Below are 20246 nucleotides of genomic sequence, written 5' to 3' on the forward strand. Positions count from 1 at the left end.
CGATGTTATTCCACGTAACTATGGACGTGCGCATCCCGCACGATGCCGATGCCGGGATGATCGAGGCTCTCAAAGCCGAGGAGAAGGCGCGCGCACAGGATCTCCAGCGACAAGGCATATGGCGTCATCTTTGGCGCGTCGCTGGGCGCTACAGCAACGTCAGCATCTTCGACGTGCCCGGCAATGTAGAACTTCACGATCTGCTCAGCACGCTACCGCTGTTTCCGTACATGGAAGTGAAGGTCACTGCTTTGTGCAGGCATCCATCGTCGATCCATGACGACGATCGCTGACCAATCATTAAATAAGACGCCAAGGAGAGGAACGATGAACGAGAATTTCGTGCAGACACCGGAGGTACAGAACCTCCTCGATCGCGCCAGCGGCGGAACCGTCGAAGGCGGTGATCCGCGCATCAAGGCGATCACGCGCGATCTCGTCGAGGCGGTGATGATTGCCATCGCCAAGTACGACATCACGGAGAGTGAGTTCTGGTCGGCGATCAAGTTCTTCCAGGACGGCGTGGGTGAATTCGGGCTCATCGTTCCAGGGCTCGGCCTCGAGCACTTCATGGACCTCTACATGGACGCCAAGGACAAGGAGGCCGGCGAGAGCGGTGGCACGCCGCGGACCATTGAGGGACCGCTTTATGTGGAGGGTGCGCCGCTCGTCGAAGGCGACGTGAACCTCAGCGATGATCCCGACGAAACTGGCACCCTCTACATGACGGGTGAAATCAAGGGGCCGAAGGGCGAGACGCCCGATGGCGCAATCCTCCACGTCTGGCACGCCAACTCGCACGGCTTCTACTCGCACTTCGATCCCACCGGAGCGCAGACGCCGTTCAACAATCGCCGTCGGATCAAGATCGGACCGGACGGCCGCTATTCCTTCCACTCGAAGATGCCGAACGGCTATTCGGTTCCGCCCGATGGCACGACGGAACGGCTGCTGAAGTCGATCGGCCGCCACGGCAATCGTCCGGCACACGTCCACTTCTTCGTTGAAGCACCCGGATACCGTGCACTGACAACGCAGATCAACTTCGGCGACGATCCCTTCGCCAATGACGATTTCGCCTTCGCCACGCGGGAAGGGCTGCTGCCTGTGCCGCAGCGCCAAGGTGACAGTGCTTATGTCGCGTTCGATTTCGAGCTTCAGCGTTCCGCCTCCCACGAGGACGGCGTTTTCTCCGCCCGCACTCGTGCGGCAGCCTGAGACCGGAGCGGCGGTCAGATGAACAAGGTGTACGACACGCCAGCCGCCGCGCTGGATGGACTACTCTTCAATGGCATGACGATCATGTCGGGCGGGTTTGGGCTCTCGGGTAATCCCGAGAGCCTTATTCCGGAGATACGCGCCAGCGGCGTTCGCGATCTCACCGTCATCTCCAACAACGCCGGCGCCGATGGCTTTGGACTGTGGATGCTGCTGGAGACGCGGCAGATCGGCAAGATGATCTCGAGCTACGTCGGCGAGAACAAGCTGTTCGAGCAGCAGTACCTCTCGGGCGAGCTGGCGCTGGAGCTGACGCCGCAGGGTACGCTTGCCGAGCGGATCCGCGCCGGCGGAGCAGGTATCCCGGCTTTTTTCACGAAGACCGGGGTGGGCACCGTTGTTGCGGAAGGAAAGCCTGTCGAGAGCTTCGACGGCGAGGACTATGTCCGCGAAACTTGGCTGCGCGCGGATCTGGCAATCGTGAAGGCTTGGCGTGCCGACACGGCTGGCAACCTCATGTTCCGCAAGACGGCGCGCAACTTCAATCCGGTGATGGCCACTGCAGGCAGGGTAACCGTGGCGGAGGTCGAAGAGATCGTGCCGCCGGGCACCTTCGACGCTGACTGCATCCATACACCCGGCATTTACGTGGATCGGATCGTGAAGAGCACCATCAACGAGAAGCGGATCGAAAAGCTGACCACGCGCAATCGGGAGGCCGTCTGATGCCGTGGAGTCGTGACGAAATGGCCGCGCGGGCCGCGCGTGAATTGCGCGACGGATACTATGTCAATCTCGGTATTGGTATTCCGACACTGGTCGCCAACCATATCCCGCATGGCATCGACGTGACGCTGCAATCGGAGAACGGCATGTTGGGCATGGGACCGTTTCCCTTTGCAGGTGAAGCCGATCCTGACCTCATCAACGCGGGCAAGCAAACGATCACTGCGCTACCGACCTCATCGTTCTTCTCTTCCGCTGACAGTTTCGCGATGATCCGCGGCGGCCACATCGATCTGACGGTACTTGGAGCAATGGAAGTCAGCGAGGGAGGCGACATCGCCAACTGGACCATCCCCGGCAAGATGGTGAAGGGGATGGGCGGTGCGATGGATCTCGTCGCCGGCGTCAAGCGCGTAGTTGTCGTGATGGACCACGCGAACAAGGCCGGCGAGCCGAAGATCTTGCCGACGTGTAGTCTGCCGCTGACTGGCAAGGCGTGCGTCGATCTGATCGTCACCGACCTTGGTGTGATCGCCTGTGACAAGCCCGGACTGCGCCTTGTCGAACTGGCGCCTGGGGTCACAATAGAGGAGATTGGCGCGAAGACCGGTGCTGCGCTTGACGTGTCGGCAGCGCAGGCGCGCGCCGCATGACCGAAGCGTTCGTATGCGACGCCGTGCGCACGCCGATCGGGCGTCTGAACGGCAGCCTTTCGACCATTCGCGCCGACGATCTGGCGGCCGTCCCGCTTGCGGCTTTGGCGGCGCGCAATCCTTCGATCGACTGGGCGCAAGGCGACGATGTTATCCTCGGTTGCGCCAACCAGGCGGGCGAGGATAATCGCAACGTCGCGCGAATGGCGCTGCTGTTGGCCGGACTGCCGGATGCTTTACCCGGAGCGACGGTCAACCGGCTTTGCGGGTCCGGGCTGAACGCAGTCGGCATTGCCGCGCAGGCGATCAGGTCGGGGGACGCCGAACTGATCGTCGCCGGTGGCGTCGAGAGCATGACGCGGGCTCCCTATGTTCTGGGCAAAGCGGCAGAGGCGTTCGATCGCGGGCAGCGTATCGAAGACACCACGATGGGCTGGCGTTTCGTCAATCCGGCGATGCGCGAGGCTTATGGTGTCGACACGATGCCGCAGACCGCCGAATATGTAGCGGCGCAGTGGCAGGTCACGCGCGAACAGCAGGACGCATTCGCGCTTGCCAGCCAGCACAAGGCGGCAGCAGCCCAGGCCAACGGCCGCTTGGCAGCAGAAATCGTGCCGGTCACGATCCCGCGTCGTGGAACTGAGCCGATCGTTTTCTCCGCCGACGAACATCCGCGCGCGAGTAATCTCGAGGGGTTGGCCAAGCTGAGGCCGGTCGTTCGAGCCGACGGGACGGTGACCGCAGGGAATGCCTCAGGTCTGAATGATGGCGCCGCAGCGATGCTCATCAGTTCGAAGGCCGCCGCAAAGCGACACGGCCTCACGCCGCGCGCGCGCATTCTCGCAATGGCCTCGGCAGGTGTTGCGCCGCGGATCATGGGCGTCGGGCCGATCGAAGCGGCGAACAAGCTGCTCGCGCGCACCGGATTGTCGATGGCCGATCTCGACGTGATCGAACTGAACGAGGCTTTTGCGGCCCAAGCCATCGCCGTGCTTCGCGATCTCGGCGTCGCGTCCGACGATCCGCGCGTAAACCCGAATGGCGGCGCGATCGCTTTGGGTCATCCCCTCGGCATGTCGGGTGCCCGGATCGTGATGACAGCGGTCGAGGAATTGCACCGCACGAGAGGCCGCTATGCTCTGGCCTTCATGTGTATTGGCGTGGGGCAGGGCATCGGCCTTTTGCTGGAACGCGTGTGATGGAGCGCATGAGCCTGGGTGACGGCTGCACGCTCGCCTATCGTCTCGAGGGGGCGGTGGATGCTCCCGTCCTCGTTCTGTCCAACTCACTTGGCACCGACATGGGTATGTGGGCGCCCCAGCTTGATGCCCTCAAAGCGAAGTTTCTCGTGTTGCGCTATGACCAACGCGGGCATGGTGCGTCCGATGCGCCGAAAGGTGGCTACAGCATCGACCGGCTCGGTCGTGACGTGGTGGAACTGACTGAAGCGCTCGGCATCCAGCAGTTCCACTTCTGCGGCCTCTCGCTTGGGGGCATGGTCGGTCAATGGCTCGGCGTGCGTGAGAGCACACGGTTGGACCGATTGATCCTGGCAAATACCACTGCTTACATGGGACCACCCAGCGGGTGGGATGCCCGGATCGAAGCAGTGCTTAGGGATGGCATGGCACCGCTCGCCGATGCCTCGATCATGCGCTGGTTCACCCCTGACTTTGTCGCCTCGTCGCCTGAGGCGATCTCGCCGATTGTCACTATGCTGCGGCAGACAAGTCCTGTCGGCTATGCTGGATGCTGCGCTGCGATCCGCGACATGGATCAGCGGCGGACAGCGGCACTGGTAGAAGTACCGACGCTCGTCATTGGCGGCAGCGCGGATCCGGCAACTCCTCCTGAACATGCGCGTGCGCTGGCTACGACGATTTCAGGCGCAGCCTTGCGCATGGTCGATGCGGCTCATCTCTCGAATGTCGAGCAGCCGAGTGAATTCACGGCCGCGGTGCTCGATCACCTCACAGGCTGATTATCGGGCGCGCCGATCACGGACGAGCGCACAGAAGCCGGCGACCACGGGTGAACGGTTGTCGCGACGATACGCAAGGCTGAGCTGTGTCTGCGGTGCGTCGCCGAGGAATGGCCTATAGGCTACGCCGGTTAGCTGCGCCTCGGAGGCTGACTCGGGCACGATGGACACCCCCGCGCCAACCGACACGAGCGACAGTGCGGTCTGGATCTCAAGTGTCTCCTGCGCGATCGTCGGGGTGAATCCTTCGCGGCGACACAGCTCGAGAATGTGATCGGCAAAACTCGGACGCGGGTGTCGGGGATATATCACGAAAGGGCGCTGGGAGAGATCGCTCAATGCAATGTGGTTCTGCTGGGCGAGCATATCTTCCTCCGGTAGTGCGACTGCAAGCGGCTCGCGCTGCACGACCTCGCTGACGATTTCCGGATCACCAATCCCAGGTCTCGCGAAGGCAACGTCGATCGAGCGATTGATCAAAGCGATCCTCAGTTCCGCAGTATTCAAAGCGTGCAGCACCAGCTCCACGTCAGGATGCGCGGCGCGATAGCGGTTAAAGACACCCGGCAGGATGGAGTAGGTTGCTGAGCTGACGAAACCCACCTGAATTACGCCGACCGATCCTTCCGACGCACGTTTTGCGACGCGCGCAGCATCAGCGACGCGCGCGAGAATGTCGCGCGCGCGTGGCAGCAACGCGTCGCCGGCGGCAGTCATCTCGATCGCGCTGCGGGTGCGGTCGAACAGCAAGGCACCTATTCCCGCTTCCAGATTCGCTATCTGGCGACTGAGCGCGGGCTGGGCGATGTGGAGACGTTCGGCGGCACGGCCGAAGTGCAACTCCTCCGCCACGGCGAGGAAGTAACGCAAGCGGCGCACGTCGATCCCCGGTGTGGTCGCGGCAAGCGGTTCGGTCGACGTCAGGTTGCGGGCCATACCTTTTATGTGCGTGACTCGTGCGCCGTGGGCAATACCGTTTCGGCATCAGGATGTGCCTATATTATATTTGCGGGTCATCGCTCGGTGGGACACTCTCCTGGGATCAAAGAGCCCCTCTAGGGGCCTGTTCGAGGAAGAGGTGTCATGTTGGAAGTGCAACACGCTCCGTCACAATCCGGTCGTCGCGTCAAATTGCAGGCGGTGGTTACCGGCGTGACCGACCGCGGCATCGTCCAGTTCGATTTCGTCTACGGCGATCCCGACCTAAGCGTCGAGCTGGTGCTACCCGTCGCCGCTTTCCGTGAATTTTGCGGTGAGAACCGCTGCCTTGTCACCGCCGCTGACCCGGCAGAGAGCGCTGCCGTGCTGCGCCTTGTTGCGGGTTCATCGGCTCCCGTCCGTACCGTCGGAGCGCTTGCATGAACATCGATATCCAGGCCGAAGCGATCACGCCGCGCCGGCAAACCTTTTCGCACATCGCGCGTCGTTTCGGGGTCGACAAACCCGCCTCACGCTATGAGGAAGCGACATTCGACGTTCAGCCGGTGACAAATTTTCATTATCGGCCGACTTGGGATCCCGAACGCGAGCTTTTCGATCCGCGCCGCACCGCAGTCGAAATGGCGGATTGGTATTCCTTCCGCGATCCACGCCAATTCTATTATGCGACCTACAACATCAATCGTGCGGCGATGCAGCAGTCATTCGACGATGCTGTCGGTTTCGTCGATAAGCGCGACTTGATCGGGACCGTCGACGCGGACTGGCTCAAGGTCTTTGCTGGCTATCTCCTGCCGTTGCGCCATGTCGAATGGGCGGCAAACATGAACTGCCAGCTGATCGCCGACTGGGGCTATGGCACGCAGATCACGTCGGCGGCGTCATTTTGCGGCACCGATCGACTCGGGATCGCGCAGATCATCTCGCGTATCGGCCTGGTGGTCGGTGCCGGCACCGACGAGGCGCTCGTCGCAGCCAAGGCGGAGTGGATGGAGGCGCCGGAATGGCAGCCGATGCGTCGGCTCGCTGAAGACCTGCTCGTGGTTCGCGACTGGTTTGAGGTTTTCGTTGCCCAGCTCGTCGTCCTTGATGGTTATGTGTATCCACTGGTGACGCAGGCTTTCGACCGCGCCGGGGCCGCGCATAACGGTGCACCCCTATCAATGATGACCGGCTTTCTTGCCGACTGGTATGCCGACAACAGCCGGTGGACCGATGCCGTCATCAAGACCGCGGCAGCGGAGTCCGGGGGCAATCGAAAGGTACTCAAAGACTGGTTCGACCGCTGGACCCGCCGAGCCGAAGAGGCGGTGCGGCCAATCGCAGACAGGGTGCTCGGCGATCGCGGGTTGCTAGCGGTTGCGGAAGCTGCGGCCGATCTGCGTAAGCGGATGATCGGCCTCGGCGCGCTGGGCGAGAAGGAACTGGCCGCGTGACCCAGCAGCAGCCCGTATCGATCACCTTGCAGAACTCGCAAGAGGGGGCTGCGATCGCTGACGCGATCATGGCCGACAACCCCGGTGCCCAACGCCGATCCATGCACGCGATGACCAAAATCGACTGTCCGGGTCGGCTCGAGATCCGCGCCAACAGCGTGTCAGAGCGGCTCGGCCGAGACTGGGACCCGCAGGAAATCCATATGTCCGTCATCTCGTTGTCCGGCACGGTCGACGAGGATGATGATTACTTTGCAGTTTATTGGAGGCAGTGATGACAGCCCGCAAACTGAATCTGAAGCAGAAGTACGGTCACTTCACCCGTGGCCTGGACTGGGAACCGAGCTACCAGAACAAGGACGACATCTTCCCCTTCGCGAAATACGAAGGGATCAAGGTGCATGACTGGGACGCTTGGGAAGACCCTTTCAAGCTGACCATGGACGCCTATTGGAAGTTCCAAGCGGAAAAGGAGCGCAAGCTCTACGCCGTGATCGATTCGATGGCGCAGAATAACGGTCAGCTCGGCATCACCGATGCGCGCTACCTCAATGCGGTGAAGCTCTTCATCCAGGCCGTGACGCCGCTGGAGTACCAAGCGCACCGACACTTCGCGCATCTGGCGCGTCATCTACCGGGGGCGGGTCTCCGCGTCGCCGCGCAGATGCAGTCGATCGACGAGCTGCGTCACTGCCAGACGCAGATTCATACGATTAGCCACTACAACAAGTTTTTCGACGGCATGCATGACTTCACCCACATGCACGACCGCCTATGGTATCTGTCGGTGCCGAAATCGTTCTTCGACGATGCGAGCACGGCAGGACCATTCGAGTTCCTGACCTCGATCAGCTTCGCCTTTGAATATGTGCTGACCAATCTCCTGTTCGTGCCGTTCATGTCGGGCGCCGCCTATAATGGCGACATGGCGACGGTCACGTTCGGCTTCTCGGCGCAGTCGGATGAGAGTCGGCACATGACGCTGGGGCTGGAGGCGGTGCGCTTCCTGCTGGAGCAGGACGAGGCCAATGTACCGATCGTTCAGGGCTGGATCGACAAGTGGTTCTGGCGCGGATACCGTCTCCTGACGCTCGTCGGCATGATGATGGATTACATGCTGCCCAAGAAGGTCATGTCCTGGGCAGAGGCTTGGGAAACCTATTACGAGCAGGCAGGTGGCGCACTGTTCGCCGATCTCGCCCGCTACGGTATCCGCGAACCAAAGTATGCGGAAATCGCCAAGAAGGAAAAGGGCCACATCTCGCATCAGGCGTGGACCATCTTCTACAACTATACCCATGCGGCCGCAGTCCATACTTGGGACGTCGACGACCAGCATCTGGCATGGCTGCGTGAGAAGTATCCTGAAACGTTCGAACAGTTCTACGAACAGCGCTATCTCAAGTGGCGTGATCAGGCCAATCAGGGCAAGCGCTTCTACAACAACGGCCTGCCGCAGCTCTGTCAGGTGTGTCAAGTCCCGATGGCATTCACTGAAGTGGATGATCCGACCACGATCAGCTTTCGTGTCTCCGAGTTCGGTGGTGACAAGTATCATACTTGTTCGGACGGCTGTAAGGACATATTCGATCACGAGCCGGAAAAGTTCTCGCAAGCATGGCTCCCGGTGCATCAGATCTTCCAGGGCAATTGCGGCGGCGCGACCGTTCCTGAGGTGTTGGACTGGTACCACATCAACAAGGGCGCCGATAACATGGATTATGCCATGTCGCCCGAAGAGGCCCAGTGGGAAAAGTGGATGGAAGGGCGTCGCCCTGCGCCACCTTTTGCAGCCGCAGCAGAATAAGGAAGGGACATCAAATGCCCACAGCCGCTCTCCATTCCGGCTACTCGGGACCGACCCGTGATCGCGTGGAAAATTTTCACGGTGCGCAGCTCGTATTCGTTCATTGGGAAGGCCATAACAACTTCTGTTCGGCCATCACCCTTCCGCTTCCGCGCGATTTACCGTTCGGAGCCTTGACGGCCGAGATCCTCCCGTCACTCTATTCCATCGATCCGGATTGGGCGTCCGTGGATCTCGGCCGGGCACGTTGGATGCTCGACGGGGAGAACTGGTCGCCATCGCCCGAAAAGAGCCTCGGTGAGCTGGGGGTCGGCCATAAGTCGCTGATCCGATTCTGGACTCAAGAGGGCGGCAACGCCTAACGCCATGGCAACGCTGACGATCGAACCCACTGGCGACACTGTAGAGGTGGCGGAGGGCCAGACCTTGCTCGACGCCTGCCTTCGTGCCGGCCTCTATCTGCCGCACGCCTGCGGCCACGGCCTGTGCGGCACCTGCAAGGTGTCCGTATTGGAGGGGGAGGTAGCTCACGGTGCCGCCAGTTCGTTCGCGCTGATGGATTTCGAACGTGACGAGGGCGCAACGCTCGCCTGTGTCGCGACGATACAAGGCGACGTGACGATCGAGGCGGACATCGACGACGATCCCGATGCACGGCGCATCGCGGTCGCGGATCATGTCGGCACGGTCAGCAAGCTCGAAATGCTGACACCCGATATCTTGGGCGTGTGGCTGGATGTTGCGGGCGAGGGCGTGTTCTTTCAAGCCGGCCAGTATGTCAACTTGTCGATCGACGGCATCGAGGGGACAAGGGCTTTCTCGATCGCGAGCAGCCCGGCCGAGGCTAACATCGTCGAGTTGCACGTTCGCCTCGTGCCTGGTGGAAAGGCGACGACGCATCTGCACGAGCATCTGAAGGTCGGCGATCAGATCCGCTTCGCGGGTCCGTTCGGCCGTTTTTTTGTCCGCCGCTCGGCAAACAAGCCGCTGATCTTCCTCGCCGGTGGCTCTGGATTATCCAGTCCCAAGAGCATGATACTTGAGTTGATCGGGCAAGGCTACGATCAGCCGATCACCTTGATACACGGGGCGCGTCGCCCGCACGATCTCCACTACGCCGATTTCTTCCGCAAACTCTCCGAAGAGAATCCCACGTTCCGCTATGTGCCTGTGCTGTCGCAAGCAGAGCCTGAGGATGCTTGGGAAGGCGAGACCGGATATGTTCACGAAGCCGCTGAGCGTCTGTTCGCTGGCCGGTTCACTGGCCATCAAGCATATCTTTGCGGTCCACCGCCGATGATTGAGGCGGGGATCGGCGCGTTGATGAAGGGGCGCCTGTTCGAGCGCGACATCTTCGTCGAGAAGTTCGTTACCGCGGCCGATGCCGAGAAATCAGTACGATCTCCGTTCTTCAAGAAGCTCTGAGTAAAACAACAACCGGAACGCGAGCCGGCGGCTGATGCCGCTGATTGGAGACTTGCGTCCCAACCAAAGGGGGGAATGTCGTGAAAAACCATCTTCTTGGCGCAGCCGCGATCGTGACTGCTACAGCCGCAACGCCGGCGCTGGCGTCTGAAGGCGGCCGCACCGCCTATCCAAACGGCGCTGAGGCGCTCACTATCGCTGCGCTTCCGCCACCCGGAACGTACCTCCTCAATTACGGCTATTACTACACCGCAGATCGCCTGAACGATGACAACGGCAACAGCGCGGGGCCGCCGGACTTCTCGGTCAATATCGTCGGCGACATTCCGCGCTTTGTCCACGTCACCAATTTGAAGGTGCTTGGCGCATCGGTCGCGATGCAGGCGTTCGTGCCGATCATCAACGTCAACGTCCACGCCGGAGGTGCGCGGCAGAACAAGTTCGGCATCGGCGATATCATCGTCAATCCGCTCGTGCTCGGCTGGCAACGCAAGAATACCTTCTTTGTCGCAACGATGGACACGTTCGTACCCACCGGCAGCTACAAGCGCACCAATCTCGCTAATCTCGGTAACAACTACTGGACATTCCAACCGGTGCTCGCGGTGACCCACTTCAATCCCAGGGGTTCTGGCCCCGAAGTGTCGCTGAAGCTGATGTACGACTTCAACACGAAGAACCGGGATACCAACTACCGCTCCGGCCAAGCCGCACACGTCGACTTCGCTGCGGCGTATAATTTCAATCCCCTTACGGTGGGCATCACCGGTTATTATTTGAAGCAGACGACGGACGACAAGGTGAACGGCGCGCGTGTCGGCGTTAACGGCAACAAGGGGGAGGTGTTCGCGCTTGGACCGCTCGTCCGTTATCAGGCGGGCAAGGTGCCGATCGCCTTTCAGTGGCAGCATGAATTGTCGGCAACCAACCGTACACAAGGTGACAGTTTCTGGTTGAAAGCGGCGTTCCGTTTCTGATTGACGCGGTTCATCGCGCATTGGTTCGTCGGGTTGCGCCTCTACCGTTGCTGGCCGCCGAAGCTGCAGATTTGACATTAGGATAGCGCAGCGTCGCGGGGGGTATGAACCGCCCTGGGTTCGTCGGAGGCTCCAACTCCTGAGAAGGTGGAGCCTATATGAGCAAGACGACGAACAAGTGCGTGCCTGAGGTCCGCGAGGGAGCGATACGGATGGTGCTGGATCACGAGCGCGATCACCCATGGCGATGGGCGGCGGTAGATTCCATTGTCGAGAAGATCGGCTGCATTCCGTAGACGGTGCATGAGTTGGTAAAGAAGGCGGAGGTGAACAGCGGCAAGCGCGCTAGCGTCCCGACCGAGGTCGCTGACAAGATGAAGGCGCTGGAACGCGACGTCTGCGAGCTGCGACAGGCCAACGAGATCCTGCGCAAGGCGTCGGCGTATTTTGCCCAAGCGAAGCTCGACCGCTCATTCCGGCGATGATTGCGGCTTGACGATCTGTACCCTCTGCCCGGCCACGGCTTCTAACCGGACAGCTTCACGCTGCCGTGCTGCGGCGAGTGCCTATCGGCAGCGGTCTTCCTGGGGTAGGTGCTTGATGGTCCTTGATACATTTAGATCTCAAACAGACTCCGCGTGAATTTGGCGGCTTTGTCTTAAGGTTCTTTCCGCACGGAAAAAGGACCGTGAGTTGGACTAGAATGGTGGTTAGCGGACCGGCCGCTTTTGGGTAAAGCAAGGCGCATAGCTGACGTTGGCTACCGCGGCCCCCGTACCGATTGGGATCCTATGCGAGACGGGATCCCGAAACCTTGGGGTGTCATCTCGCCCTCAACCGGACCGGCCACCAGCGGCGCATTTTTCAACAGCCCCGGTCGATTTTCTGGCGGTCTGGCTTTCCGTTTCGCCACGCTCGACAAGTAGTTCGGGAAACGGCACCCGCCTTGCCGTCTGTCGTGCAACTCGCGCATTGGTAGTGCTGGCCGCCCTTCCCAATTGGGATAGAACAAACTGAAAGTCAGGCGATCGTATTCACCACACCGCCGTCAACGCGCAGCGCCGCACCGGTGGTCGCGGACGCCTGTGGAGAGGCGATGTAGACGCACAGGTTGGCGACTTCCTCGACCGTGGCAGCACGCTGGATGATTGAGGATGGACGATGCGCCTTGACGAAATCGACGCCGGCCTCTTCCAACGATTTGCCCGAGGCGACCGCATCCGCCAGCATCTCGGCTACACCCTCCGACAACGTTGGACCGGGAAGAATCGCATTCACCGTTACACCCGTACCTGCCATGCGCTTGGCCAAGCCACGCGATAGGGCAAGGTCGGCGGTCTTGGTCACACCGTAGTGGATCATGTCCGCCGGGATGTTCAGGCCGGATTCCGAAGACAGGAACAGCACGCGACCCCAGCCCTTGTCCCGCATCCCGGGCAGATAGGCTCGGGACAGGCGCACGCCCGACAGCACATTGACCCGGAAGAAGCGTTCCCACTCCGCGTCCGGCGTCTCGAAGAAGTCCTGCGGGCCGAAGATGCCGGCATTGTTGACCAGGATGTCGACCGCCGGAAGCGCGGATACGATGGCATCGCATCCGGCTGCCGTTCCGACATCTCCGGCCACACCGCGCACATCGGCATCCCCGACCTCACGCTTCAGCTTGGCCACCGCCTCCTGAGTGCGGCTTTCGTCGCGCCCGTTCAGGACGACGATCGCCCCGGCTGCCGCTAACCCCTTCGCGATCGCGAAGCCAATGCCGGCCGTCGAACCTGTCACGAGCGCCGTCTTGCCGGAAAGGTCGATGTTCATGCGCTATCTCCAGGTATGATCTTTATCGGTCGGGGTTGTCCGTAACGTCAGCCCTGCGCGGCGAGTTGCGCCCGCACGGCGTCGGCCAGCGGTGTCGTCGGACGTCCGATCAGCTTCGAGAGCTGGTGGTCGTCATCGAACAGCGCACCGTTCGAGGCATCGACGTCCCATGCCGCAAGTCCCTCGGCGAAGCCCTCGGGCAGGCCCACCTGCTTCAGGATCGCAGCGTATTCGGCCTGCGGCAGATCGCGGTACGGGATGTTGCGACCGGTCTGGCGCGAGATCTCGGCGGCAAGGTCGGCGAGCGTCACCGCGTCGTCACCGGCCAGCTCATAGGTCTTGCCCTCATGGCCGTCGCTGGTCAGCACGATGGCTGCGGCTTGGGCATAATCGGCGCGGGTCGCGAGCGACAGGCGTCCCTCGCCAGCGCTGCCGACGAGCGCGCCATTCTCCAGGGCTGCGGGTATCGAGCCGGTGTAGTTCTCGGTATACCAGCCATTGCGCAGGAGGGTCGTCGGGATACCAGAGGACGCCAGCAGCGCTTCGGTCGCACGGTGCTCCTCGCCTAGGCTGATCGGCGATCGGTCGGCGTGCAGCAGGCTGGTGTAGATGATACGCTTGATGCCCGCCGTCTTGGCGGCCTCGATGACGTTGCGGTGCTGTGCCTCGCGCTGCCCGACCTCGCTCGACGAGATCAAGAGCAACGTGTCGATCCCGGCCAGTGCCGGAGTGAGTGTCTCAGGCTGCGCGTAATCGAACGCGCGTGCCTCGACACCCAGGTCGCTGGCCTTTTCGGGCGAGCGCACCAGCGCCACGATCGGCTCGCCGGTCGACTTGCGCTTCAAGCTTTCGATGACGAGGCGGCCAAGCTGGCCAGTCGCGCCGGTGACGCCGATGGTCATGACAATTCTCCTTCAGTGACGCGGTGAGATCAGTTGAAACGGAAACCCGAGATGGCGGTCGACAGCACTTCCTCGGCATAGACCCGGGCGCCTTCGCCTTCGGCCGCGCCGGCCGCGACCATCAGGGGCAGCAGATGCTCCTCCTTGGCCGGGGGATGCGCGAACCGCGCCGAGGGCGCATCGGCCCATTGCGTAAGACGCTCGGCCCGCTGTGGGCCGTCCAGCTCCATGCTTTCGGCCAGCCACTGGTCGAACGCCTGCGAGCCGGGCGTCGAGCGCGGATCGCCATAGGCGCGCATGTTATGGAAGCTCATGCCCGAACCCAGGATCAGCACGCCCTCCTCACGCAGCGGCGCAAGGGCGCGGCCCGCAGCGATATGGAGGGCCGGGTCCAGCCCGCGCTCGACGGACATCTCGATCAGTGGAATATCCGCATCCGGAAAAGCAACCTTGAGGGGGACGAACACGCCGTGATCCAGGCCGCGCTTCGGGTCGACAGTCGAGGCGATGCCCGCATCCTTGAGCAGGGCCGCGGCACGGGCGGCGAGCGCGGGTGCGCCCGGCACGTCGTAGCGCAGCTGATAGGTGTGAGGCGGGAAGTTGTAATAGTCGTAGATCAGCTCAGGCCGCTCGGCGCCGGTGAAGGCAAAGCCGTCCGTCTCCCAATGTCCCGATACGACGAGGATGGCCTTGGGCTTCTCGGCGAGCGTGTTAGGCAGGCTACGCAGGAACGCTTCCATACCGGTCCACACACCGCGCGGATCCTCCATGAAGAAGCAGGGGCCGCCGCCATGCGGGATGAAGTAGGTGGGCTGGACGCTCATGGTCATACACTCCAGTGCAGGCGCCACGGAGGCGGCCTGGATCATCGTTCGATCTGTCGACCGGGATATGTGCCCGATATCGCGCAATGATAATCGCTCGCGTAGAAGGATCAGCTTCAACCACGGGTAGGAAGTCATGGCGGATCGGTTGACGGGTATGGACGTGTTCGTGCGGGCGATCAGGCTCGGTGGCATCTCTGCTGCCGCACGCGATCTGCACATGTCGCCTGCGATGGCGGCCAAGCACCTGGATGCTCTTGAAGCGCGGCTTGGCACCACGCTGGTGCAGCGGTCGACCCGTCGACTTTCGCTCACCGAGGCGGGCGCTGACTATTTCGAGAAAGCCGAACGTATTCTGATGGAGATCGGCGAAGCCGAGGCGGAGGCATCGTCGCGGTCGATCACCGCGCAGGGGCTGCTGCGCGTCAGTGCGCCGGCCACCTTCGGCGTTCTGCACCTTGCCTCACTCATCCCTGCTTTCTCCGAACGTCATCCCGAGGTGACGATCGAACTGGGCTTCAACGATCGTTACGTCGACCTGCTGGAAGAACGTTGGGATGTCGCCGTACGGATCGGGCGCCTCGTTAACAGTGCGCTTGTTGCCCGCAAGCTCGTGGCGATGCGCGTCGTGTTAAGTGCCGCCCCCTCTTATTTGGCGAGGCGGGGAACGCCAACCCGCCTGGCCGATCTCGGCGATCACGATTGTCTGGGCCACACCAACGCGTCGCTTGCAGGAACGACATCGTGGGCGTTCGGCAAAGACGGGACGATCAAGGTGCCGATCTCAGGATCGATGTGTTCCGACAATGGCGAGGCCTTGGTTCGCGCTGCCATCGCGGGCCAAGGGCTGGTCTATGGGCCACGCTTTATTGCGGCAGAGGCGCTTCGCGCCGGCCAATTGAGCGAGCTTGAGCTGGACGAGCCGCCTATGATTCTGGGAGCGGCATATGCCATCACACACCCGACGCGGCGCCCCGCCGCCAAGACGCGGGCGTGGATTGACTTCTTAGCCGAAGCACTCCCCGCTCGTGGCACCGATTGGTGAGAGGCCGAGCTAGCAGACGTCCCGAGTTTTCACCCGAGGACCGCGTCTGCTATCTCAAGACATCACGGTCTTTTATGATTGTAGATATCAGTGACCCAGCGAAAGCGACGCCCCCAACCGCACATGGCTGGCATCGATAACGCCGAGGCTTGGTCCCTTTCAGTTGGTGCAGCGGGGGCCGCGGGCGCGGCGGACGTTGCGGGTGAGCGTGAACCGCATCACTGCCACCCCTCAATGACGATCTTGCCGCGTGCGGTAGTGCTCTCAAGCGCCTGGTGCGCGCGCTTGAGGTTCGCGGCGTTGATGGGGGAGAACCGTTCGGTGAGGGTGGTGCGCACGTCGCCGGCGTCCACGAGGCTGGCGATGGTCGACAGGATCTGACCCTGCGTTTCCATATCAGCGGTCTCGAACATGGACCGGGTGAACATAAACTCCCAGTGGGTCGACACCGACTTGCGTTTGAACGGTACGACATCGAGCGTCTTGGGGTCGTCGATGAGCGCAAAACGTCCCTGCGGGGCGATCAGCTCGGCGATCTGCTCGATATGCTCGTCGGTGTGCGTGGTCGAGAAGACGAAAGCCGGCGCGCCAATGCCCAAATTCGCCACTTGCCGAGCCAGCGGCTGGCGATGATCGATGACATGGTGCGCACCGAGCTCGGCCACCCAGGCCTGCGTTTCAGGGCGCGAGGCTGTCGCAATGACGATCAGCTCGGGCACTTGGCGAGCAAGCTGGATTGCCATCGAGCCTACCCCGCCGGCACCCCCGACAATCAACAGCGCATGTGCTGCACCGGCTACAGGAGTACGCACGGACAACCGCTCGAAGAGGGCCTCCCACGCGGTTATCGCCGTCAGCGGCAACGCCGCTGCCTCTGCCCAATCGAGGCTGGCCGGCTTCTTCCCGACAATGCGCTCGTCGACCAGGTGCAACTCGGCGTTGGTGCCTTCGCGGCCGATGCTGCCCGCGTAGAACACCTCGTCGCCCGGTTCGAAACCGCGCACTTCAGGGCCAACAGCGCGAACGACACCGGCGGCATCCCAACCCAGGACACGCCAATCACCGTGGATCGAACCCAAGCCAGCGCGCACCTTCGTGTCAACAGGGTTTACCGAGACAGCCTTGACCTCGACGAGGAGATCACGGCCTGTAGCGTTGGGATCGGGAAGTTCGATATCGACGAGAGCTTCCGTGCGATCGATCGTTCCGGGCTGCTGGTAGCCGATTGCGCGCATGATAAATCCTATCGTCAGGGGCTGTATAGCGAACTTTGTCACCTACGGGATACGCACAAGCGACGTAGCGGTTAGACATCGTCCTCAGGCTGGCGACGGCGTGGCTGCCGCTGCCGTCTTCCCCGTGAGGTCGGTGATGACCGCGCCGATCAGAGCCCGTAGCCAGCGGTGTGCGGGATCATGCCGATAGCGGACGTGCCAAGCCATTTCCACGGGAAAGCTGCCAAGGTCGACCGGAGCCGGCAGGATCTTCAGCCGGGGGTCGTGCATCAGCCGCCTGCAGATGAGCGAGGGCAAGGTGGCGCAATAGTCGGTCACCGCCACCATCTCGGCTACCGCGAAGAAGTTTGTCACGGAGATTGCGACGTCGCGCTTCAGCTGCTGTTGCGCCAGCGCCTGGAACAGCCCGGCGCGCATCCGTCCGGGCGGCACGATGTTGACATGCTTCATCGTCTCGAACTGCTCGCGCGTCATGACATCGCCGACGCCCGGATGGTCGGCACGGACGGCGCAGGCGAGCCCTTCGTCCATCAGGTGCTGGACGACGAGGTTGTCGGGCGGATCGACGATGCGGCCCAGCACGAGCGCCGTCGTGCCTGACACGACGCCTGTTTCCACAAGATCGTTCCCGTAGGGCGTCAGACGAAGCTTTATGCTGGGGGCGACCTTCTCCAAGCGCGCCACGATAGCGGGGACGAGGACGAACTCGACATAGCCGTTTGGCGCGATCGTGAAGAGCCGTTCGGCCTGTGCGGGGTCGAAGGCCTGCTGACCGAGGACCGCGTCGTCGAGCTGGGCGAGTGCCTCGGCGATCAGCGGTGAGAGTTCAAGCGCGATCGGGGTCGGCTGGATGCCGTAGCGCTCGCGGACGAACAGTTGGTCCTGAAGCATCAGTCGTAGACGCGATAGGGCATTAGACAGGGCGGGCTGTGTCATGCCCATTCGCTCGGCGGCCCGCGTGACGCTGCGCTCCTCCATCAACGCGACGAAGATCGGCAGCAGGTTCAGATCGTAGCGCATGCAGTCATCCTGTCAGACGTATATCTGACATTAGAAAGATAAACTTCTAGAATATATCAACGAGGCCCATTTCCCATCCAACGGCGACAGGCGCCGCGAACATGGAGGTTCAGATGAGCAAGGGTCAGGTTCTCGTTCTTGGATCGAACGCGACACAGCTCGGTCTGCGTGGCGGCAGTACCGCAACGGTCGGTCAGTATCTCAACGAAACGGCAGTCCCCGCGCTGGCACTGCTCGACGCCGGCTATGATATTGTTCTCGCCACGCCCAATGGGACCAAGTCGCACATCGACGCCGGTTCCGACACGAAGGACCACTTTGGCGGTGATGAGGCGGCATACCAGCGCGCCAAGGACTTCTTCGCCAGCCACCCGGCCATGAACGACGTCCGCACGCTGAAATCGGTCGTCGACGAGGGTCTGGACGGCTTCGTTGGCGTGTTCGTGCCGGGAGGTCACGCGCCCATCGTCGATCTGATGCAGGACCGCGATGCGGGCACGATCCTCCGTCACTTCCACGCGGCGGCCAAGCCGACCGCGCTCCTCTGCCACGGACCGGTGGTCGTTGTTTCTACGCTCGACGATGCTCCGGCCTTCCGCAAGGCGCTGGAGGAAGGCGATGACGCCGGGGCGGCCGACCTGGCGCGAGACTGGATCTACTCAGGCTACCGCATGACCGTCTTCTCGGCGAGCGAGGAGAAGATCGCCGAGGAGCAAGTGCTGAAGGGCGAGCTCTTCTTCGACATGGAAAAGGCGCTGCGGTCGGCCGGTGGCGACGTCTCTGTCACCGACAAGAACTTCGCTTCGAATGTCGTCGTGGACCGGGAGCTGATCACGGGTCAGAATCCGGCGTCGGACCAAGCCATGGCCGACGCTTTGATCGAAGCCCTCGATCGCGCCGCTGCGTGAGTACCAGGATGACGGGCGGGGCGCTCAGGATGCGCCCCGCTTCGGATATAACCAGGACAGGATATGGTGCCATGACCGCCAACGTGAAGATCGTCGCCGTCCTAACCGCCCGTGCGGATACCGTCGACCGCCTGCGCGCTCTGCTCGACGCCATGCTAAAGCCAAGCCGTGCCGAACCGGGCAATTTGCGCTACGATCTCTGGCAGGACCAGAGCGATCCGAACCGCTTCGTCCTCGACGAGCTGTACGCGGACGCGGATGCGGTTACCGCCCACCGCGCGACGCCCCACTTCCAAAACTACCTCTCTCAGATCGGCGATCTGGCCGAGCGCGCCGCGTTTGTCCTCAACCCCATCTCCGCGACCTAAGGGTGCTGCCATGGGCAAGCTTAAAGAATGGGTGGGGTCGGCGCTGCTGGCACAACCGTTCTACGTAGAGGAGCTGCGGATGATCGGCCTGTTGGCACCTGCGCTTCGCGCGGGCCTTATGGGCCTCGTTCATCCACGCGGCTACCGCTGGCGCGGGGCCGCGACCCAGCGAAAAATCAACATCTGAAGTGAAGGAAACACAGTCATGACCAAAGGTATCGAAGGCAAGGTTGTTCTCATCACCGGCGGGAGCACCGGCATCGGCGCCGAGACCGCGCGTCTTCTCGCCGAACGCGGTGCGAAGGTCGCCATCGCCGCACGGCGCAAGGACAAGCTCGACGAGGTCGTTGCGCAGATCGCCGAGAACGGCGGAACGGCACGCGCCTATGCGCTCGACGTCACTGACAAGTCGGCGGTCCAGTCCGTCGTCGCCGCGATCGTCGCCGACTTCGGCCGTCTCGAAGTACTGATCAACAACGCCGGTCTGATGCCGATCCGTCCGATGGCCGAGGTCAACACCGACGAGTGGGACCAGATGATCGACGTCAATTTGAAGGGCACGCTCTACGGCATCGCCGCGGCTCTTCCCGGCTTCCTGGAGCAGGGCAGCGGCCACATCATCAACCTGAGTTCGGTCGCCGGCATCAAGGTCTTCGCCCCGGGCGGCACGGTCTATTCCGGCACCAAGTTCGCCGTCAGCGCGATCAGCGAGGGCCTACGCCAGGAGGTGGGCGAAAAGGTCCGTGTCACGTCTATCGAGCCCGGAGCCGTCGAAAGCGACTTGAAGTTCACGACGTCGGGCACGGCTGCCGAGACGGTACTCGACTTCTACAAGCAGGCCATCCCTGCAGCGTCGGTGGCGCGTGCTATCGCGTTCGCTGTCGAACAACCTGATGACGTCGACGTCAACGCGATCGTCATCCGGCCGACCGCACAGCAGTTCTGATTTCGACGAGGAGGCGGGGCCGCG

Annotated in this window: 24 protein-coding genes and 1 pseudogene; 19 read left to right on the plus strand and 6 right to left on the minus strand. The window is 62.1% G+C overall.

Going from position 1 to position 20246, the window contains the following annotated elements:
- Positions 1 to 2: 2 nt before the first annotated feature.
- From catC to pcaD, 6 genes are read left to right on the plus strand one after another with little or no spacing between them, the layout of a single operon-like run.
- Positions 3 to 293, plus strand: coding sequence for a muconolactone Delta-isomerase (catC, locus tag V8201_RS16525; protein WP_062126717.1), 291 nt, complete (start codon positions 3 to 5; stop codon positions 291 to 293).
- 34 nt (positions 294 to 327) lie between these two features.
- Positions 328 to 1218 (plus strand): dioxygenase family protein, encoded by an 891-nt coding sequence (locus tag V8201_RS16530; protein ID WP_066548719.1) that lies wholly within the window; start codon positions 328 to 330, stop codon positions 1216 to 1218.
- A gap of 18 nt (positions 1219 to 1236) precedes the next feature.
- Positions 1237 to 1944: a CoA transferase subunit A gene (locus V8201_RS16535; protein ID WP_062126710.1), complete on the plus strand. Its 708-nt coding sequence runs from the start codon at positions 1237 to 1239 to the stop codon at positions 1942 to 1944.
- A complete protein-coding gene (locus tag V8201_RS16540) occupies positions 1944 to 2597 on the plus strand; it encodes a 3-oxoacid CoA-transferase subunit B (protein ID WP_062126707.1) in 654 nt (217 codons plus the stop codon). Before V8201_RS16535 ends, V8201_RS16540 begins: the two co-directional genes overlap by 1 nt.
- A complete protein-coding gene (gene pcaF / locus V8201_RS16545) occupies positions 2594 to 3796 on the plus strand; it encodes a 3-oxoadipyl-CoA thiolase (RefSeq protein WP_271300963.1) in 1203 nt (400 codons plus the stop codon). The genes V8201_RS16540 and pcaF overlap by 4 nt, the downstream gene beginning before the upstream one ends.
- Before the next feature lie 8 nt (positions 3797 to 3804).
- Entirely contained in the window at positions 3805 to 4578 is a 774-nt protein-coding gene (gene pcaD / locus V8201_RS16550; protein WP_285139065.1) for a 3-oxoadipate enol-lactonase, read from the plus strand.
- Here pcaD and V8201_RS16555 read toward each other — a convergent pair whose 3' ends face one another.
- Positions 4579 to 5514 carry a LysR family transcriptional regulator gene (locus V8201_RS16555; protein WP_271300962.1) on the minus strand — a complete coding sequence of 312 codons (936 nt, stop codon included), beginning with the start codon at positions 5512 to 5514 and terminating at the stop codon, positions 4579 to 4581.
- Between the two features lie 147 nt (positions 5515 to 5661).
- Between V8201_RS16555 and V8201_RS16560 the strand changes: the two genes are divergently transcribed.
- From V8201_RS16560 to V8201_RS16595, 8 genes and pseudogenes are all read left to right on the plus strand, one after another.
- Entirely contained in the window at positions 5662 to 5940 is a 279-nt protein-coding gene (locus tag V8201_RS16560; RefSeq protein ID WP_062126698.1) for a phenol hydroxylase subunit, read from the plus strand.
- Positions 5937 to 6953, plus strand: a complete 1017-nt coding sequence (locus V8201_RS16565; RefSeq protein ID WP_271300961.1) for an aromatic/alkene monooxygenase hydroxylase subunit beta — start codon at positions 5937 to 5939, stop codon at positions 6951 to 6953. Before V8201_RS16560 ends, V8201_RS16565 begins: the two co-directional genes overlap by 4 nt.
- Positions 6950 to 7228, plus strand: coding sequence for an MmoB/DmpM family protein (locus tag V8201_RS16570; RefSeq protein ID WP_062126692.1), 279 nt, complete (start codon positions 6950 to 6952; stop codon positions 7226 to 7228). Before V8201_RS16565 ends, V8201_RS16570 begins: the two co-directional genes overlap by 4 nt.
- The gene (locus tag V8201_RS16575) at positions 7228 to 8760 is read left to right on the plus strand and encodes an aromatic/alkene/methane monooxygenase hydroxylase/oxygenase subunit alpha (RefSeq protein ID WP_271300960.1); all 1533 of its coding nucleotides are present in this window, start codon (positions 7228 to 7230) and stop codon (positions 8758 to 8760) included. Before V8201_RS16570 ends, V8201_RS16575 begins: the two co-directional genes overlap by 1 nt.
- 14 nt (positions 8761 to 8774) lie before the next feature.
- Complete coding sequence (locus V8201_RS16580) at positions 8775 to 9122, plus strand: phenol hydroxylase subunit P4 (protein ID WP_271300959.1); 348 nt, start codon at positions 8775 to 8777, stop codon at positions 9120 to 9122.
- Positions 9123 to 9126: 4 nt separating this feature from the next.
- Entirely contained in the window at positions 9127 to 10185 is a 1059-nt protein-coding gene (locus tag V8201_RS16585; RefSeq protein ID WP_271300958.1) for an NADH:ubiquinone reductase (Na(+)-transporting) subunit F, read from the plus strand.
- 80 nt (positions 10186 to 10265) lie between these two features.
- Entirely contained in the window at positions 10266 to 11162 is an 897-nt protein-coding gene (locus tag V8201_RS16590) for a SphA family protein (protein ID WP_271300957.1), read from the plus strand.
- Positions 11163 to 11320: 158 nt separating this feature from the next.
- Positions 11321 to 11652, plus strand: a pseudogene (locus V8201_RS16595) (IS3 family transposase); the annotation flags it as partial.
- A gap of 530 nt (positions 11653 to 12182) precedes the next feature.
- On the opposite strand, the gene V8201_RS16600 reads toward V8201_RS16595, so the two are convergent.
- Genes V8201_RS16600 through V8201_RS16610 form a run of 3 tightly spaced genes read right to left on the minus strand, consistent with a single transcriptional unit; the run spans position 12183 to position 14745 of the window.
- The gene (locus tag V8201_RS16600) at positions 12183 to 12974 is read right to left on the minus strand and encodes an SDR family NAD(P)-dependent oxidoreductase (protein WP_271300956.1); all 792 of its coding nucleotides are present in this window, start codon (positions 12972 to 12974) and stop codon (positions 12183 to 12185) included.
- Positions 12975 to 13021: 47 nt separating this feature from the next.
- Positions 13022 to 13876, minus strand: a complete 855-nt coding sequence (locus V8201_RS16605) for an SDR family oxidoreductase (RefSeq protein ID WP_271300955.1) — start codon at positions 13874 to 13876, stop codon at positions 13022 to 13024.
- Between the two features lie 29 nt (positions 13877 to 13905).
- On the minus strand, positions 13906 to 14745 hold the full coding sequence (locus V8201_RS16610; protein ID WP_271300954.1) for a DODA-type extradiol aromatic ring-opening family dioxygenase: 840 nt from the start codon (positions 14743 to 14745) through the stop codon (positions 13906 to 13908).
- Positions 14746 to 14836: 91 nt separating this feature from the next.
- Here V8201_RS16610 and V8201_RS16615 point away from each other — a divergent pair, with 91 nt between their 5' ends.
- Positions 14837 to 15745 (plus strand): LysR family transcriptional regulator, encoded by a 909-nt coding sequence (locus V8201_RS16615; protein ID WP_271300953.1) that lies wholly within the window; start codon positions 14837 to 14839, stop codon positions 15743 to 15745.
- A 218-nt stretch (positions 15746 to 15963) separates the two neighbouring features.
- Here V8201_RS16615 and V8201_RS16620 read toward each other — a convergent pair whose 3' ends face one another.
- Complete coding sequence (locus tag V8201_RS16620; RefSeq protein ID WP_271300952.1) at positions 15964 to 16980, minus strand: zinc-binding alcohol dehydrogenase family protein; 1017 nt, start codon at positions 16978 to 16980, stop codon at positions 15964 to 15966.
- An 84-nt stretch (positions 16981 to 17064) separates the two neighbouring features.
- Entirely contained in the window at positions 17065 to 18000 is a 936-nt protein-coding gene (locus V8201_RS16625) for a LysR family transcriptional regulator (RefSeq protein ID WP_066711388.1), read from the minus strand.
- Positions 18001 to 18113: 113 nt separating this feature from the next.
- Between V8201_RS16625 and V8201_RS16630 the strand changes: the two genes are divergently transcribed.
- The 4 genes from V8201_RS16630 to V8201_RS16645 all read left to right on the plus strand — a co-directional run bounded on the left by V8201_RS16630 (position 18114) and on the right by V8201_RS16645 (position 20222).
- A complete protein-coding gene (locus V8201_RS16630; RefSeq protein WP_336545986.1) occupies positions 18114 to 18908 on the plus strand; it encodes a type 1 glutamine amidotransferase domain-containing protein in 795 nt (264 codons plus the stop codon).
- 71 nt (positions 18909 to 18979) lie between these two features.
- Complete coding sequence (locus V8201_RS16635) at positions 18980 to 19276, plus strand: putative quinol monooxygenase (protein ID WP_271300951.1); 297 nt, start codon at positions 18980 to 18982, stop codon at positions 19274 to 19276.
- A 10-nt stretch (positions 19277 to 19286) separates the two neighbouring features.
- On the plus strand, positions 19287 to 19463 hold the full coding sequence (locus V8201_RS16640) for a hypothetical protein (RefSeq protein WP_271300950.1): 177 nt from the start codon (positions 19287 to 19289) through the stop codon (positions 19461 to 19463).
- Positions 19464 to 19481: 18 nt separating this feature from the next.
- Positions 19482 to 20222 (plus strand): SDR family oxidoreductase, encoded by a 741-nt coding sequence (locus V8201_RS16645; protein ID WP_271300949.1) that lies wholly within the window; start codon positions 19482 to 19484, stop codon positions 20220 to 20222.
- Positions 20223 to 20246 lie beyond the last annotated feature (24 nt).

The sequence above is a fragment of the Sphingomonas kyungheensis genome (genome assembly GCF_037120395.1).
Classification (GTDB): Bacteria; Pseudomonadota; Alphaproteobacteria; order Sphingomonadales; family Sphingomonadaceae; genus Sphingomonas; species Sphingomonas kyungheensis.

Bases quoted from the DNA above. Each gene is read 5' to 3' on its own strand.
- catC (WP_062126717.1), top strand. From the start codon at position 3: ATGTTATTCCACGTAACTATGGACGTGCGCATCCCGCACGATGCCGAT.
- V8201_RS16530 (WP_066548719.1), top strand. From the start codon at position 328: ATGAACGAGAATTTCGTGCAGACACCGGAGGTACAGAACCTCCTCGAT.
- V8201_RS16535 (WP_062126710.1), top strand. From the start codon at position 1,237: ATGAACAAGGTGTACGACACGCCAGCCGCCGCGCTGGATGGACTACTC.
- V8201_RS16540 (WP_062126707.1), top strand. From the start codon at position 1,944: ATGCCGTGGAGTCGTGACGAAATGGCCGCGCGGGCCGCGCGTGAATTG.
- pcaF (WP_271300963.1), top strand. From the start codon at position 2,594: ATGACCGAAGCGTTCGTATGCGACGCCGTGCGCACGCCGATCGGGCGT.
- pcaD (WP_285139065.1), top strand. From the start codon at position 3,805: ATGAGCCTGGGTGACGGCTGCACGCTCGCCTATCGTCTCGAGGGGGCG.
- V8201_RS16555 (WP_271300962.1), bottom strand. From the start codon at position 5,514: ATGGCCCGCAACCTGACGTCGACCGAACCGCTTGCCGCGACCACACCG.
- V8201_RS16560 (WP_062126698.1), top strand. From the start codon at position 5,662: ATGTTGGAAGTGCAACACGCTCCGTCACAATCCGGTCGTCGCGTCAAA.
- V8201_RS16565 (WP_271300961.1), top strand. From the start codon at position 5,937: ATGAACATCGATATCCAGGCCGAAGCGATCACGCCGCGCCGGCAAACC.
- V8201_RS16575 (WP_271300960.1), top strand. From the start codon at position 7,228: ATGACAGCCCGCAAACTGAATCTGAAGCAGAAGTACGGTCACTTCACC.
- V8201_RS16580 (WP_271300959.1), top strand. From the start codon at position 8,775: ATGCCCACAGCCGCTCTCCATTCCGGCTACTCGGGACCGACCCGTGAT.
- V8201_RS16585 (WP_271300958.1), top strand. From the start codon at position 9,127: ATGGCAACGCTGACGATCGAACCCACTGGCGACACTGTAGAGGTGGCG.
- V8201_RS16600 (WP_271300956.1), bottom strand. From the start codon at position 12,974: ATGAACATCGACCTTTCCGGCAAGACGGCGCTCGTGACAGGTTCGACG.
- V8201_RS16605 (WP_271300955.1), bottom strand. From the start codon at position 13,876: ATGACCATCGGCGTCACCGGCGCGACTGGCCAGCTTGGCCGCCTCGTC.
- V8201_RS16610 (WP_271300954.1), bottom strand. From the start codon at position 14,745: ATGATCCAGGCCGCCTCCGTGGCGCCTGCACTGGAGTGTATGACCATG.
- V8201_RS16615 (WP_271300953.1), top strand. From the start codon at position 14,837: ATGGCGGATCGGTTGACGGGTATGGACGTGTTCGTGCGGGCGATCAGG.
- V8201_RS16620 (WP_271300952.1), bottom strand. From the start codon at position 16,980: ATGCGCGCAATCGGCTACCAGCAGCCCGGAACGATCGATCGCACGGAA.
- V8201_RS16625 (WP_066711388.1), bottom strand. From the start codon at position 18,000: ATGCGCTACGATCTGAACCTGCTGCCGATCTTCGTCGCGTTGATGGAG.
- V8201_RS16630 (WP_336545986.1), top strand. From the start codon at position 18,114: ATGAGCAAGGGTCAGGTTCTCGTTCTTGGATCGAACGCGACACAGCTC.
- V8201_RS16635 (WP_271300951.1), top strand. From the start codon at position 18,980: ATGACCGCCAACGTGAAGATCGTCGCCGTCCTAACCGCCCGTGCGGAT.
- V8201_RS16640 (WP_271300950.1), top strand. From the start codon at position 19,287: ATGGGCAAGCTTAAAGAATGGGTGGGGTCGGCGCTGCTGGCACAACCG.
- V8201_RS16645 (WP_271300949.1), top strand. From the start codon at position 19,482: ATGACCAAAGGTATCGAAGGCAAGGTTGTTCTCATCACCGGCGGGAGC.